The sequence below is a fragment of the Methylocaldum gracile genome, assembly GCF_053646815.1.
In genome coordinates this window covers 4,538,508-4,552,851 of sequence record NZ_CM132196.1, presented here as the reverse complement: position 1 = coordinate 4,552,851, position 14,344 = coordinate 4,538,508, and the positions used below count along the sequence as shown (strand labels likewise).

12 protein-coding genes are annotated in these 14,344 nt (G+C 58.1%); 7 read left to right on the top strand and 5 right to left on the bottom strand.

What is annotated here, in order from left to right:
* Positions 1 to 46: 46 nt before the first annotated feature.
* The 3 genes from ACWJJK_RS20225 to ACWJJK_RS20215 form a co-directional block, all read right to left on the bottom strand.
* A complete protein-coding gene (locus ACWJJK_RS20225) occupies positions 47 to 1,867 on the bottom strand; it encodes an adenosylcobalamin-dependent ribonucleoside-diphosphate reductase (protein WP_454128423.1) in 1,821 nt (606 codons plus the stop codon).
* Positions 1,868 to 1,976: 109 nt separating this feature from the next.
* Positions 1,977 to 2,426, bottom strand: a complete 450-nt coding sequence (locus ACWJJK_RS20220) for an RDD family protein (RefSeq protein ID WP_240502397.1) — start codon at positions 2,424 to 2,426, stop codon at positions 1,977 to 1,979.
* A 232-nt stretch (positions 2,427 to 2,658) separates the two neighbouring features.
* Positions 2,659 to 2,892 (bottom strand): hypothetical protein, encoded by a 234-nt coding sequence (locus tag ACWJJK_RS20215; protein WP_077728672.1) that lies wholly within the window; start codon positions 2,890 to 2,892, stop codon positions 2,659 to 2,661.
* Positions 2,893 to 3,037: 145 nt separating this feature from the next.
* Between ACWJJK_RS20215 and ACWJJK_RS20210 the strand changes: the two genes are divergently transcribed.
* Both ACWJJK_RS20210 and ACWJJK_RS20205 read left to right on the top strand, forming a co-directional pair.
* Complete coding sequence (locus ACWJJK_RS20210) at positions 3,038 to 4,633, top strand: GGDEF domain-containing protein (protein WP_168175340.1); 1,596 nt, start codon at positions 3,038 to 3,040, stop codon at positions 4,631 to 4,633.
* 231 nt (positions 4,634 to 4,864) lie between these two features.
* On the top strand, positions 4,865 to 5,263 hold the full coding sequence (locus ACWJJK_RS20205) for an EF-hand domain-containing protein (RefSeq protein ID WP_347257294.1): 399 nt from the start codon (positions 4,865 to 4,867) through the stop codon (positions 5,261 to 5,263).
* Between the two features lie 187 nt (positions 5,264 to 5,450).
* On the opposite strand, the gene ACWJJK_RS20200 is transcribed toward ACWJJK_RS20205, so the two are convergent.
* Positions 5,451 to 6,092: a hypothetical protein gene (locus tag ACWJJK_RS20200; protein WP_434111218.1), complete on the bottom strand. Its 642-nt coding sequence runs from the start codon at positions 6,090 to 6,092 to the stop codon at positions 5,451 to 5,453.
* Positions 6,093 to 6,384: 292 nt separating this feature from the next.
* Between ACWJJK_RS20200 and ACWJJK_RS20195 the strand changes: the two genes are divergently transcribed.
* Both ACWJJK_RS20195 and ACWJJK_RS20190 read left to right on the top strand, forming a co-directional pair.
* Entirely contained in the window at positions 6,385 to 6,657 is a 273-nt protein-coding gene (locus ACWJJK_RS20195) for a TraR/DksA C4-type zinc finger protein (RefSeq protein ID WP_166642682.1), read from the top strand.
* Between the two features lie 266 nt (positions 6,658 to 6,923).
* Positions 6,924 to 7,730 (top strand): sensor histidine kinase, encoded by an 807-nt coding sequence (locus tag ACWJJK_RS20190; protein WP_168183796.1) that lies wholly within the window; start codon positions 6,924 to 6,926, stop codon positions 7,728 to 7,730.
* A 349-nt stretch (positions 7,731 to 8,079) separates the two neighbouring features.
* Here ACWJJK_RS20190 and norR read toward each other — a convergent pair whose 3' ends face one another.
* Positions 8,080 to 9,651: a nitric oxide reductase transcriptional regulator NorR gene (gene norR / locus ACWJJK_RS20185; protein ID WP_086134018.1), complete on the bottom strand. Its 1,572-nt coding sequence runs from the start codon at positions 9,649 to 9,651 to the stop codon at positions 8,080 to 8,082.
* A 538-nt stretch (positions 9,652 to 10,189) separates the two neighbouring features.
* On the opposite strand from norR, the gene ACWJJK_RS20180 reads away from it, so the two are divergent.
* From ACWJJK_RS20180 to ACWJJK_RS20170, 3 genes are all read left to right on the top strand, one after another.
* Entirely contained in the window at positions 10,190 to 11,083 is an 894-nt protein-coding gene (locus ACWJJK_RS20180; protein WP_086134019.1) for a hypothetical protein, read from the top strand.
* A 104-nt stretch (positions 11,084 to 11,187) separates the two neighbouring features.
* Entirely contained in the window at positions 11,188 to 12,783 is a 1,596-nt protein-coding gene (locus ACWJJK_RS20175) for a DHA2 family efflux MFS transporter permease subunit (RefSeq protein ID WP_434111221.1), read from the top strand.
* A complete protein-coding gene (locus ACWJJK_RS20170) occupies positions 12,780 to 14,279 on the top strand; it encodes an efflux transporter outer membrane subunit (protein WP_077728681.1) in 1,500 nt (499 codons plus the stop codon). The genes ACWJJK_RS20175 and ACWJJK_RS20170 overlap by 4 nt, the downstream gene beginning before the upstream one ends.
* The last annotated feature ends 65 nt before the right edge of the window (positions 14,280 to 14,344 follow it).

Here is a 14,344-nt window from a genome sequence, read left to right as displayed (position 1 = left end):
TATCCGAGTGTCGTGACAGAGCGACATGTGCCGGCGGCGTCACGGGCTAATCGTTCTGTTCGCAGCAGATAGCGGAATCCGTCATGGGCTCCGTCGGGCTGATCACGACTCCGGTAATGGGATTGGGCCGATAAGTGGTACAACCCTTTAGTCCCATGTCGTAGGCCTGGCGGTACAGTGACTCCATATCGGAGAAAGGAAAGTTCTCGGGCAGGTAGACCGTTTTCGAAATGGCGTTGTCCACCGAACGTTGGATTGCGACCTGCATACGTAAATGTGCGAGCGGCGACAATTCGAAGGTGGTGACAAAAGCCGGCGGCAGCGTGTGCTTCGAACATTCGAGCTTCCACAACCGGACCGCATAGTTTTCGATGTCGTAGTTCTGAAGACCTTCGGGAGTTAGGACGCGTCGTTGATAGCGCTCGGCAAATGCCGGTTCGAGCCCGTTGGACACGTTGTTCGCGAGCAGACTAATGGAGCCGGTGGGCGCGACCGCCAGCAGATGGCTGTTCCGAATGCCGTGTCCGGAAATGCCTTTTCTGATGGTGCGCGGCAAGGCCCGAACAAATGGACTCTGTAGGTATTTGTCGCGATCCAAACAGGGGAAAGAACCCTTTTCGCTCGCCAGTTCGATCGACGTCCGATATGCCGCGAGACACACGGTTCGCATGATTTTGTCGGCAAGCTGACACGCCTGTTCGTCGTCGTAGCGCACACCCAACATTATCAGGGCGTCCGCCAGCCCGGTAATTCCCAGACCGATACACCGTTTATCGAGCGCTTCATTCCGCTGTTGCGGCAAGGGAAACCGGCTGACATTGATGACGTTGTCCAGCATGCGCACAGCCACGGCGGTAATCCGTTCGATGCCCGCGAAATCCAGAGCGGCGTGATCCTCGAACGGCCGCGATACGAAGCGGGTGAGATTGATGGAGCCCAAATCACAAGCGCCGTAAGGGGGCAAGGGGATTTCGCCGCAAGGATTGGTGGCCGATATGTGTTCGCAATACCAAAGATTGTTTTCCCGATTGATGCGGTCGATGAACAGAACGCCCGGTTCGGCATGTTCATAGGTGGACCGCATGATGGCATTCCACAGGTCGCGGGCTCTGATCACTCGAACGATGCGGCAGGGAACAGGGGTGTCGGTATGGGACCAGCGTCTCAGAACGATCTGTCCGGTACCGGCAGGGGTTCCCTCGGGATTGACGGGAAATACCAGCGGCCAATCCCGATCACGCTTCAGCGCGTCCATGAAATCATCCGTGATCAGTACGGAAAGATTGAAATTCCGTAGCTCGCCGAGGGTTCGTTTGGCACCGACAAAGGTTTCGATGTCCGGATGATCGCAGCGCAATGTACCCATCATGGCACCACGTCGGGCACCGGTCGAAAGAACCGTGGCACACATGCTGTCCCAAATGCGCATAAAAGATACCGGGCCGGAGGCGACGCCACCGCAGCGGTGGGCGGGGATGCCGGACGGGCGCAGGGTGGAAAAGTCGTAACCGATGCCGCCTCCTTGCTGCATGGTGAGCGCCGCTTCCTTGAGAGCCGAGAAGATGCCTTCCATGGAATCTTCAATAGTGCCCATTACGAAACAGTTGAACAGCGTGACATCGTGTCGGCTGCCGGCTCCGGCCAGAATTCGCCCGCCCGGCAAGAACCGGAAGTCTTCCAAGGCTTCAAAAAAAGCGCGTTCCCAATGGGCGGAATTTTCGGGCTCGGCGCTGGCCAGGGCTCGCGCTACACGCCGCCAGGTATCCCTTACGCCAAAGTCGCGGCTCGCTTCGTCCGTGAGACGGTATTTCCAATTCCAGACCTCCCGTGACACGGGGTTTTCGAATACATCGGCGCGGTCCTGCATGAGACATCTCCGCTGCGTTTTGCGAGATCGTTGTGCCGGGATGAGCGGCGGGGGCAAGCTGGATGCCCGATTTCGCCGCGACATCCGACATTGTTCTTGCCTTAGACGCTTAATTCATCCCTGTTTTCTCTGAAGGCTCTAAATCTTGCCAAACGATTTTGCTCCGGGACGCGAGATCGTGCCAGCTACGGCCTTGCGAATCGAACAAAACCCAGAGATAGCCGAGGCCTAGGCAGCCGAAGGATATCAAGCCGCAGAAGAAGCGAATCGAAGCCTGGCCCCAGGAGATGGAAGTGTCGGCTGTCGTGCACAGGCGAATTTTCCAGGAACGCATTCCGAGAGTTTGTCCGCCATGGGTCCAGAACCACCCGACAAACGCGAAGCTGACCGTCAATAGATATGCGCTATACAGCCCGTGGTTCGGTTGAAAGGCTTCTCCGTGATGAAGCGGCAGCAGGAGGACCGTTGCGGCGAAGAGTACCGCAACCAGCACGACCATGTCGTAAACGAGCGCCGCCAGGCGGCGCAGCAAGCCGGGTGAGTTGTGCTTCGGAGTCACAAAGGCGACTCAATCGGAGTCTTCGACGCGCGTCCCCGCCTTATGCGGAGTTCGTCGCAGCGGATGAAACATCAACTGCGGCGCTCGAAACATTTGGCTTGTGCATGGTTTTTGCATTAATCATTAACGAGCGGTTTTTCCGGAAGTTGGTACTAAATCACATTATCTCGCGCCGTCCGCATGTAAGCTGAACGTCGAACAGTTTCGACCGGCGAGATAGCAGGATGACCGTTCAGTGAACGCTTGGTTTATCGTCGTTACTCAACGACAAGAGTCTCTGGGTTTCGTTAGCCGCCGATTTGGCGCCAAAGAACATCGAGAGGTAGACCAGTAGCGCGACTAGCAGCATGGACAGGGTGATCGGTGGGCGTACCAGGGGCAAGAACAGCAGAACCAAAAAGTTCGCGATGAGAGCGCTGGTATGAATCGGGCAAGCAAGGAATACGTCGAGTCTGGGTTTAAACATGTATCTCCTCTTCCAAAATCTTTTGCAATCATGGATTCGTAGAGATGCAGAATCGTACATCCCCTTCGAGCTGGATCGCCATTCCGGTGGCAATCCGGGAATCCTTGAAGTCGGGCAGCCGGCAGCGAATAGTAGCATAAAGGCTATGCAGGCCGCGGCGTTGTTGCAAAAGGGGATAATCGAACTGATCGTCAAGCGGTTTTCCTTCTACGCCTTGTTGACGATATGCTGGATATTGATCGCCGCTGCGGGATTGGCGTTCGCCGTTTTTCTCGACATTCAGCGGGAAACCCAGCGGTTTTCCGAGACGTCCGCCCTGATTCAAACGCAATTGGTTTCGCAAACGCGTCGCTATGTTGATGCGACACATGGACTGGCGGCATTCCTCAAGACCGAGGAGCCCATAAATCAGGAGAAGATCACTACCTACGCGCGCCTGATCTCGGACCAGGATGCCGGCATCTACTTCATGGGCACCGTTCCGAAGTTCGACAAGGAGACTTTGGAAGAATTCGTTGCCTTAAGGCTTCATGAGGGTGTCGCTTCTTCGGTACATCTTTTTTCCGATCGTAGGAATCGCCTGATTCGAGTTGCGGCTGTGGGCAAACCGTTCTTGTATGCTCCGAATTCCATTGCGCCGGACGCCGATGAGACGCGACCCTTGTCGGAGACCGATGTCGATTTGGTATCGGTACTCGGAAACGCCTTTCAGCGCGCTCTGAGGTCCGGAGAAATTGCCGCCAGTCGCTCGTTCCTGCTCAATAACGGCGATTGGGGTTATGCGCTCGTGGAGCCGGTAAGTTTAACAGGCGGCGTAAGTTTCGCCGTAGTGATATGCAGGGTGAAGGCTCTTTTCCATCTCCCTTCCGATTCCGTTGCGTTGGCGCTCACCCTGTTCGAGTCGGTGCACGCTGGAGCAAATCCGGGTGACAAGTTGATTCATAAGCAGGCTTCGCCGGCAACGCCCCTCGAATCCAGCTTGTTTCCCAAGCTGCTTTTTCGCAGCTCTTTCGGAGAGCCGGAGAAACACTTATCTCTCGAAATCGAACAACAATTGGGGTGGGCGAATCTTGATTGGAACCGGCTGAACCTGATTTTTGTGGGATCCTTGGCATGTCTCCTCATGTTTTTCAGTGTTGCCAGAATCTATGACCGCTATGAAAAACGTAAACTCGAGGAGGGCAACAGGCTATTTTTGTTGGCCAATTTCGATCCGTTGACCGGACTGCCCAATCGTCAGTTATTCATGGATCGGTTGGATCAATCGCTGGCCGAAGCTCACCGGTCGAGGCGGAAGGTGGCAGTGCTTTACCTCGATTTGGACGGATTTAAACAGGTCAACGACTATTACGGGCATCAGACCGGGGACAAGGTCTTGCAACGCGCCGCCCGCATTTTTCAGCATTCCGTTCGGGAAACGGATACCGTAGGCCGATTGGGAGGAGACGAATTCGTAGTGCTTCTGCAGAATATCGGAGACCGTTCCGGTGCGGAATCCGTGGCCAGGAAAATCAAGAAAGCGTTTTTCCAACCGTCCGTGGACGTCAATGGAACCAATAAGTTGATGCCGGTCTTAGGCGCTAGCGTGGGCATCGCCGTCTATCCTGAAGACGGCTCGACCACCGCCGAATTGCTGAGGGCAGCCGATCAAGCCATGTATCGGGACAAGGCCGTCGGCAAGAGCCAACAGAGTCCCACCCTTGTACTCAAATCTCTGGATTGTCATCCGGCGTCGTGGTGACGATCACTGCTTTTCCAACGCATCCCGTCACAAGTACTTCCGGAGCGGCGCATTGAGCTCGTTTGCGTCCGGCTCCGGCGTTTTTTGGGGTCCATTCAGCTATCGCGATTTATACCGGCGACTTCGTTTCAGAACCGCGCAGGGATAGGCGGGTCCTAATCATTATGAGCGGAAATCCTCCGATTACTGCTTCAAAGCATTGAATATTCATTGTGGATACGGAGGTCTGTCATGAAAACATCAATCATCATCACCGTGCTCGCACTGCTGGGTTCATCCTGGGCAGCGGCTGAGCAACAGCGAGTTCCGGGAACTCCCAACCCGGATGAAGCGACTGAAAGATCCCTGGACATTACCAACCAGCCGGCCGAGCCGCCGGCCCAGCGCCCGTCCGGCCAGCAGATCGAAAAGGACATACCGGCGACCAAGCATCAGGTCGAGGTCGAACGGGAAATCAAGAGCGAGCGTTTCAAAAAGCTGGACGAGAACCGCGACGGCCTGATTTCCGAAAGCGAAGGTCGCTCCGACAGCAAGTTAATGGAGCGTTGGCGCGAAATGGACAGGAATCAGGATGGCCAATTGGATCCGGATGAGTTTTCGAAGTTCGAGCAGAACGAACCAGTCGAATAGCCGGCTACGTAAATGCGGACTGGCGCATTGTCATTTCCACCTCGAAGACGCTATTGCCGATTCCTCCGGGGGCGCCGCAACTATCCCTGCCGCTTTCAACGGCTCACGGCTGCTCAGAAGGTGATCTTTCCTCGGGTCGCATCGGGTGTCGCTTTCGGCGGCACCCTCATTTCAAGTGGAGCATTGGCTATCCCGTCTTGCCAGGCATAGTCTTACGGAGATAGGCGAACGGTTTTGCCGATAGCGTGAATGGCCGAAGCGGCCGGGCCATTGCGGTAAAGCCGAGCGTCTTCAAGATTTCATGTGGGTCGCCTTGTGGAGTTTGAAGCAAGGCTTGATCGAGTCCGTGTATCGCTAAATAGCATGGATCGTCCGGGACGGACCCCAGGCTTAGCGGATTCAAGGTTCGTAGGGCAGGGCCGACCTTGGTCGGTACGCAACCGACAGCAAAACTGTTACGAGGTTCCGATTCAACCAGATCGCGGCTGCCGAGGGCATGATAGTCACCGCGGCCCATCAGCGGTTGACCGGGATATTCGGCATTTGAACAGCAAGACCAGCCGTCCTCCACCGTAAGAATGCAGAAGACCATAATGATCGGCTTTTCACATTCCGAAACGGCCTTTATCACCGGCTCCCCCTGTTCGAATGTCCTTTGTCTGACGATGCAGCGGTCGGTTTCCGTGAAGGAAAAATGCGAGTCAACGTCAAAGGATGTCGGGTACTTTGCACCGAACGAGATGCTCGACGGAACGGCCGGCTTAGCGGCGACGACGCCCGACAAAATCGAAACCGCTGCGGCGGCAGCGGCAATGCTGAGGGTTTTCATAGGGTTCTTCCTTGAGATGGTTTCCGTCGCTCGTGTCTCGTTCGGAGTCCCGATCAGCTACCAAATTGTGCGTACAAGAAGATACCCGCATCAATTCGCGGCATAACATAAGTATGCTTCCATAGGTGTACAAACCTATACCGTCGGCTCGACTTACTCGACACCATTAAGTACCAATACGGTAGCGGGAACTGAATAAGCGGCGACTTTCTCGAAGGGGTTAGGTCGCCTGATGTGCCTTGCTGATACGGTTCCAGGCGGAAATTTCCCTCATGCTAAGGAGGCTGCCGACATGGACTATATCGATATTGCTCAGATCGTTGAAGAATGTACGCGAGCCGAAGCGTTGCAACGCCTGAAGGCGTCATTGGCCGAGAACGAACAACAAATTACCGACCCCGAACGGGGGCTGGTGGTTTGTCTCGATTGCGAGGCTCCTATTCCTTTGGAGCGCCTTGCGGCCAATCCCCGCGCGGTACGCTGCATCGATTGCCAACTGGAGTACGACCGCGAGCAGCAGAACGAGGCTCGGTTATATCCGAATTTCGATGACCGGGATAAGTGAGGTCTCGCACTTTGGTCCAGCATCTGTTCGGCGTAATTGCCCGCCGCTTTTGCGAAAACCGGTACGAGACCTGATCGAGTCTACCGTTTGCTCGCGATACGGTTGGTTTCGCCGATTTATTCGTGCTGCTCTGCAAGGCTCTCGCGCATCCAGAGCAGCAATGGGATTTGCCGGGTCGCTCGGTATCCGCGCGATACGGCAAAGATGTTTTCAAGGACCAAAATGGACCGAGTGTTATGTTGCCATCCGATTGTAGCGTCCAACTCATGGACATTGACGATTCGATATCCGCCGAAGACGCCATTTCGGTTCAGTCGCGAAAAGACGAATTTCTCGCGATGCTGGCTCATGAATTGCGCAATCCGTTGGCATCCATCCGTAACGCGGTCGAAGTGTTGCGCCGCTTGGACTTGCAAGAGCCAAGGGCGGAGTGGGCACGGGAGGTGGTGGACCGCCAGGCGGCTCAGTTGTCCCGAATGATCGACGACTTGCTCGACGTATCCAGGATTACCCGAGGGACGATTGCGCTTCGCCCGGCCCCGCTCAATCTCGCTGCCATAATCGTTCGGGCGATCGAAGTCAATTTGCCGCTGATCAAGGCCCGTCGGCTCAAGCTCATCGTCGAATCGGGGCCGCTCGATCTCGATCTGGACGGTGATGAGGTGCGCCTAACCCAAGCCTTGGCCAATATTCTCAACAATGCCGCAAAATACAGTAACGAGGAGGGGCGGATTTGGCTCTCGGTGGAGATCGAATCGGGCCAAGCGGCCGTGCACGTCAAGGACGAGGGAATCGGCATACCTCCCGAGCTTTTGCCCCACATTTTCGATCTGTTTACTCAAGGGCCGAGGACATTGGACCGCACGCAAGGCGGCCTGGGGATAGGGCTTTCCGTGGTGCGACGCTTGATCGAAATGCATGGCGGGAAAGTGGAGGTTTCCAGCGAGGGCGAAGGACGAGGCACCGAGTTCGTCGTGTGGCTGCCGCTCCGAGGCGAACAAGGCCTTATTTCCGGTCGCGATCCTCACGATTCTCCGGCGACCTGGTCCCGGCTAAACTTTTTGGCAACGTAGTGATCAACCGCCTGAGACTATGGTTGCTTTCCTAAGCTCAAGCCGGACGTTGTCCGGCTTTTTTCGTCGTTCGATCGCGGGTTAAAGCCCGCTCCCACTCATAATTTCATTCGGCATTCGAGTGAACACTCATCGTAGGGTGGGTTAGCCCTTCGACAGGCTCAGGACGGGCCCCTCGGCTCCGCTCGGGACAGGCTCCGCGTAACCCACCGATTCAAGGTCGCTCGATGGGTTTCGCTTCGCTCTACCCATCCTACAAGAATGAATTCCTCGGAAAGCGATTTGGAATAAGGCGCCTGCAATCAATCCATACGCGCCAACGGAAACGACGATAAGAAATGCCGCGGCGTCAAGCCATGCGGCTGATCGGCTTTAGTCCGAGGCGCCTGGCAAGGCGATGCAGATTGCCCCGGTCCAGTCCCAGGCGGCGAGCCGTTTCCGACCAATTGAAACGACATTCGTCCAGCGTCTTGAGGATCAACTGCCGCTGAAAATCGTCCACCGCGCGTGCAAGCGATACCGGGTTCGTTCCGAACGCCAAGCCGGTCTTGGCATCCACGCTCCAGTGGATTTCAGAGCCGATGTCCAAATCTTCGGGTTGCAAGGTCAACGAACGTCCCCGGTCCGCCGAGGCGCGCAGAGCGGCGCGGAGAACGACGTGCTCGAGTTCCCGTACGTTGCCGGGCCATGAATAGGCCCTCAGGGCTTCGATGGTCGCGGGCGCCAGGTTGGCGCGGTCCAAGCCCAGGCGCGTCCGCGCCTGATCCAGGAAATATCCGGCCAGCGGTGCAATATCCGTGAGCCGTTCCCGCAGCGGCGGTACGTTCAAAGGGTACACGCTGAGCCGATGATAGAGGTCGGCTCGGAACCGCCCCGCCTTCACCTCTTCGTCGAGCTGCCGATTGGTTGCGGCGATGATGCGGACGTCGGCCCGGTGGCTCTTGTCCGAGCCGAGCCGCTGGATCTCGCCGAATTGCAGGGCACGCAGCAGCTTCGCTTGGATAGCCAGGGGCAGTTCGCCGACTTCGTCCAGAAACAAAGTGCCTCCCTCCGCCAACTCGAATTTGCCGGCCCGATCGGTATGGGCGCCGGTGAACGCGCCGCGGACATGTCCGAACAGTTCGCTTTCGGCCAAGGACTCCGGCAGCGCGGCGCAGTTCACGTACACCAGGGGTTGGTCGGCCCGCAGCGATTGCGCGTGTATGACGCGAGCGACCACCTCCTTGCCCACCCCGGTTTCTCCCATCACCAGGACCGTCAGATCGGATCGGGCTACGATACCGATGTTGCGCCTCAGTTCCTGCAGCGCGGGGCTGTCGCCGAGTATCTGCCCGCGGCGCTGTAGGGCCTCGTTGACCAGTTCGCTGGTCACCAGTTCGCGGTGTCTAGCCAATCTTTCGAGCGCACTGATAAAGGATTCGTGACGCAGCGCCACCGTCGCGATGGCGGCAAAGGTCTGGAATATGTGGTCGTCTATGCCGTCGAATACGCCGGGTTTTAACGCATCCGCCGAGAGCACTCCGAGCAGGGTGTTCTCGTTATAAAGGCTACAGCCGATACAGGAATGGACGGGCAATCGGCCTCCGGCATCATTCAGCAATAGCGAATCGTAAGGATCGGGCCTAGGGTCGTCGGCCTCGAATCGGATCGGTGTTCTCGAACCGAGGATCGCCGCCAGCCGGGGATGTTGCTCCGGGGCGAATTGGCGTCCCATGACCTCGGGCGAAAGGCCCCGCGTCGCCACGGGCACGAGTACCCCGTCTTGGAAGCGCAACAGGGCGCAAGCGTGATTTCCCGTGACTTTGGCGAAAATTTCGAGAAATCCCTCGAGGCGCTCTTTCATCGAAAGATTCGCCGTCAGGCTCAAGACCGCTTCGCGAATCGCGCTCTCGGTCGTTCTTATCTTCGAGCGTTCGTTCATATTTCAAAGGTTCGTAGTCGAACATTCCCATAGAGGCGTAGTCGAATTAACCACAGTGCTGTCATAGTGACAGCAATGAGTTCTTGTGGCAATTGGCGCGTTATTTCCGAATGCACGGTTATTAACCCTGCCTCTAAATTAGGCCGGGTTAATCCGGGGCAGGGATGCCCAGGCGCGGCGACAAGCCGCGTAAGCCCAGGCCGGGCGTGTGCCGGGCCTGGGCGGCGGCCCGAAATACCAGAAGGGTATTTACGGGCCTGATTAATGGATTCGAAGCTTTGTTGGAGGGTTGAAGGTCAGGCCGGGTTGTTGTTTGTTGTCGAGTCGATGTCATTATGACGACATTGGCCGGTGTTTCTTTGAAATGTTTTTTGAATTCAATCACCTGCGTTGTGGCATTAGGGTTGCTAAGGATGGGGCACGGGTGCCCGGCGCATCGGACATGTCTACGTCGGAAAGCGACGAATAGCTTGTTCGAAGCGATGTCCGGGTTCTTTATCTCGCACTGGATTCCATGGGACTGGGGTACCTCCCAAATATGAAACGTTATAGCTTGTTGCTGTTTTTGCTGGTTGCACTGAACGCTTGTCTCGCTCCTCCGATCAAGCCGCCTGCCGACCGGTCGGGCAGCTTGCAGTCGATCCTCGTGATTCCGGTGGAACCGCCGCCCCTCGAAGTAATGCCGGACCTCATCGAATCCCGGCTGCCCATTTATCGGCAAAACGATACCGTTCCTTACGATCTGTTTCTGGAAAGGAAGATTTACCGGAATCCCGGCGGAGTACTGATCGCCGGACTGGTAAGCCACAATGATATCGTGCCGGAACCGTCTCTCCCGCGAATCGCGTCCGTGGCAGACAATCCTGAGCTGGCTCCGGTCGCCTCGCTGGCGGAGAACTGGGCCCCCACGCTGGTGTTGGCGCGGGAAGCGGCCGAGATGTTGACCGCCGGGGGATTCAAAGCCGTTTCCGCCGAGCAGTACTACCCGTTGCCGATCGCCCCCGGCAACCGCACCGCAAATCTCGCCTACTGGCATAACGCCATCCGGCAGTGGTACAACGGCGACACCTCGTCCGTCGATTATCGGTCCCACGCCAAAGAGCGGGTGGATGCCGTGCTGGAGGTGGGAATCGGGACCTACAGGATTTTCGAGTCGCAGACGCCCTTGCAGGTGCTGGTCAAGCTGATTGACCCCGCCACCGGGCACGTCATCGGAAGAGCCGATGCCGATGCGTATCCGGTGGCCGGAGCGGCACCCAATCTTCTCGACCACGAAGCGGAAAAGTTCAAGCAGCTCGTGACCGATGTCGGCGCGAAGCTCGTTCGCCGCGGCTTGGCCGACTTGGGGCTGCCGGCGCCGCGGCAAGCCCGGTCCGATCAGCAGAGCATCGAAGCCGCTTCGGCGGCTATGGCGAGCAGTCGCTCCGAATGACAAGGGCGGCTGCGCTTCATGCTCATCGCCTGCCCTCTGGAAAAGGCGGCGCCGGCCGATGGCCGCTGCGCCGCCCGGCTGACTGCGGTCAAGGCGTCGATTAGGTGACCGTTTTCTTCCCCAGACGCCTTCGCGGCTGGCGCTTCACTCTGTTTAACATCGCGCTCGGCTTGGGGCACATGGTCGTGCTCTTCAACGCCGGCTCTTATATCGCGCTGATGCCGCATGTCGCGGGCGACCTGGGAGGGGTAGTGCCGAGCCTCGGCACCTGGGCCCAGACCGATTTCATGATCGCCCTGGCCTTGGCGTTTCCCATCGCCCGCTGGCTGTCCGGGCGTTTCGGCGATTACCGCTTGTTCGCTACGGCCTTTGTGATCTATGCAGCGGCCTCTTATTTCTGCGCCATCAGCGAAACTTTGCGGCTGTTCCTGCCGGCGCGCATCGTTCTCGGCTTTGCCGGCGGCGTTACGCTGCCAATCGGACAAGCCCTGTTGCTGAAAGAGTATCCCGCTCGGCTCAAATCGGTGGGGCTTGGGATATGGGGGTTGTTCACCCTGATGCCGTTTACGATCGGATTTCCCATCGGCGGCTGGCTGGCCGACGAAATCGGGTGGCGTTATCTGTTTTATCTCAACATCCCCGTCGCCCTGGCCATTGCCGGCGTAACCGGTTCATTACTTTATGGGCGGGGATTCCAGCGGCGCTACACCCGTTTCGATTTCGCCGGCTTTATCCTGTTGGCTCTGATCTTCGGCGGCGTGCAAACCATTCTGAATATGGGCAACGATTTCGACTGGTTCGATTCGCCCTTTCTGCGCGGCGTACTGATCGCCGTTGTCGTAGCGCTGCCTTGTTTCGTCATCTGGGAACTGGGAGAGCGGCACCCTGCGATGGACATCCGGCTGTTTACCCATCGCAACTTCACGATTGGCATCATTTGCCTTGTCCTAGGTTTCTTGGCGATCCAGGGACTGCTGTCGCTGTTCATCGTCCAGCTCCAATTGCTGCTGGGATACTCGTCATTTCTTGCCGGCCTCTTGTTCCTGGTGATGATCTTTTTGGCGGCGCCGGCGATCGCCGTCATGCACGAGCTTATCAAGGGCGTCGATGCGCGGGTGTTCGCCTGCCTCAACCTGCTGGGCTTGGCGTTCACCCTGTCCTGGATCGGGCTCTTCGACGATCCGGGATCGTTCGATCAGATCGTTTGGCCCATGCTGCTCCTCGGCTTTTTTCTGGGTTCGTTCTTCACGCCGCTGACCGCCATCGCCCTTCACGGGCTGACGCCGAGCCAAATGATGCGCGCCGCGGAAGAGGCAGCAGCGCTGAGAATCGCCGCGGGTGCGCTCGGCATTACCTTGCAGGGCGTCATGCTGTTTCGGCGCAGCCCCTTTCATCAGCTTCATCTGGCCGATCAATTCGGGGGGCGCCGGTTTCCGTCGCTGGACTTGCTGCCGCGGCTCTCGTCGCGTCTGGAGACTGCCGGCCTCGATCCCGGCATCGTACAGGGCAAGCTTCTGGCCCTCATCAGACAGCAGGCCGCCATTCTGGCGGTCAACGATGCCTTCTTGATGGCGGGATATCTCTTTCTCGGGCTGGCCGGGCTGGTGTGGCTGGCCCATCCCACTCACAGGCCGCTGCGTCCGAGTCCGGCGGAGGACCTGAGGGAAACCAAGGCCGAGGAACTGATGGAGCAACCATGAATCGCCGATCTGCCTATCGTCGCCTGATTGCTGGTCTTAGCGTCCTGTTTCTGATCGCAGGCTGCGCCTGGATTCCGTCCGGCGGGCAGCGTGCCGAATTTGCCGACGCCCCGGGCATTACCCAGAAACTGTCCGAAGCCCGCGACGGTGAGCTTCTGGGGGTACGGAATTCGTGGCCACAGGAGAGCTGGTGGCGGCAGTTCGGCAGCTCCGAGCTGAACCACCTGATGGACATGGCGCTCAAGGATAACCCAGGTCTCAAGGTCGCTGCCGCCCGGCTGCGCGAGGCGGAAGGCTTTGCCCGCGTGGAGGGGGCGAGACTGCTGCCGTTCCTGGATGCGGAGGCGGAGGTCGCAACGGCGCGGTTTTCCGAGTACAGCTTCAATGTCGCCCTTAGGGGAGCGCATACCGTCTCGGCGTTGATCAATCCCTTGAGCCTCCGCTACGAATTCGATTTCTGGGGAAAAAATCGGGCGGCATTGGAAGCGGCTCTGGGCGAAGCGGCAGCCGAAGACGCGGAACAGGCCGAAGTCAGGCTGCAATTGACCGCCGCGATAGCGAGGTGTTACTTCCGAGGGGTCGCGCTGCGGCAGCAGCTCGATCTCGCTGATGACATGGTGGAATTGCGGCGTAATTTGCTCCAACTGGCCGAAACGCGTTACGAGCTGGGGCTGGACTCCGCGGATCCGGTCAAACAGGCCGAATCCGAGCTGGAAGCGACCGGCAAGCGCCGAGCCATTACCCGCGACTACCTGGACTTGCAGCGGAACTTGCTTGCCCGCTTGATCGGCCGCGGTCCTGATGCGACACAGCACCTGTTTAATCGCAGCGTGACGCTGCCCGAAAAAATTCCGCTGCCCACAAAGCTTCCGCTGGAACTGCTCGCCCACCGTCCGGACCTCGCTGCCGCACTGCACCGGGCCGAGGCGGCGGCGCAACGGATCAAGGTAGCCAGAGCCAGTTTTTACCCGACGGTCGATTTGACCGCGTTCGTCGGCTTGAACGCCCTTCGCATGACCAAGGGTGCGAGCTCCCTCGCCAATATCCTTTTTTCGGGTAACAGCTTCGCCTATGGCGTCGCGCCTGGCCTCAGGCTCCCCATCTTCGAAGGCGGGCGGCTGCGCGGCCAGCTGTCGGTGCAAAGGGCGGAATACGACGAAGCCGTGGAGCTCTACAACAAGACCCTGCTGCAAGCGGTGCAGGAAGTCGCCGACAGTCTCAGCAGTTGGCGCGACACCCGGGCCATCGTCGAAGCGCACAACCGCCTGCTGGCTTCGCAGCGGGAAGCCCTCGATCTGGCTCAAGAGCGGCTTCGCAGCGGCCTGGACGATCGCCGGACGATGCTGGCGCGCCGGCATTCCGTTCTGGATCAGGAATTCACGCTCAAGACCCTGGAAACCGATCAGCTCGTTGCCATGACCGATCTCATCGAGGCATTGGGCGGCGGATACGCCAACGGTCTCGACGACACCCGCCTCCGACCGATTTCAGATTGAGAGGGCTCCTGCCGAAACATGGACCAAGCCTAGGCGCTATTCTGTCGAGCCCAAAGACAGTCTCT

Bases quoted from the DNA above. Each gene is read 5' to 3' on its own strand.
- ACWJJK_RS20225 (WP_454128423.1), bottom strand. From the start codon at position 1,867: ATGCAGGACCGCGCCGATGTATTCGAAAACCCCGTGTCACGGGAGGTC.
- ACWJJK_RS20215 (WP_077728672.1), bottom strand. From the start codon at position 2,892: ATGTTTAAACCCAGACTCGACGTATTCCTTGCTTGCCCGATTCATACC.
- ACWJJK_RS20210 (WP_168175340.1), top strand. From the start codon at position 3,038: ATGCAGGCCGCGGCGTTGTTGCAAAAGGGGATAATCGAACTGATCGTC.
- ACWJJK_RS20205 (WP_347257294.1), top strand. From the start codon at position 4,865: ATGAAAACATCAATCATCATCACCGTGCTCGCACTGCTGGGTTCATCC.
- ACWJJK_RS20200 (WP_434111218.1), bottom strand. From the start codon at position 6,092: ATGAAAACCCTCAGCATTGCCGCTGCCGCCGCAGCGGTTTCGATTTTG.
- ACWJJK_RS20195 (WP_166642682.1), top strand. From the start codon at position 6,385: ATGGACTATATCGATATTGCTCAGATCGTTGAAGAATGTACGCGAGCC.
- ACWJJK_RS20190 (WP_168183796.1), top strand. From the start codon at position 6,924: ATGGACATTGACGATTCGATATCCGCCGAAGACGCCATTTCGGTTCAG.
- norR (WP_086134018.1), bottom strand. From the start codon at position 9,651: ATGAACGAACGCTCGAAGATAAGAACGACCGAGAGCGCGATTCGCGAA.
- ACWJJK_RS20180 (WP_086134019.1), top strand. From the start codon at position 10,190: ATGAAACGTTATAGCTTGTTGCTGTTTTTGCTGGTTGCACTGAACGCT.
- ACWJJK_RS20170 (WP_077728681.1), top strand. From the start codon at position 12,780: ATGAATCGCCGATCTGCCTATCGTCGCCTGATTGCTGGTCTTAGCGTC.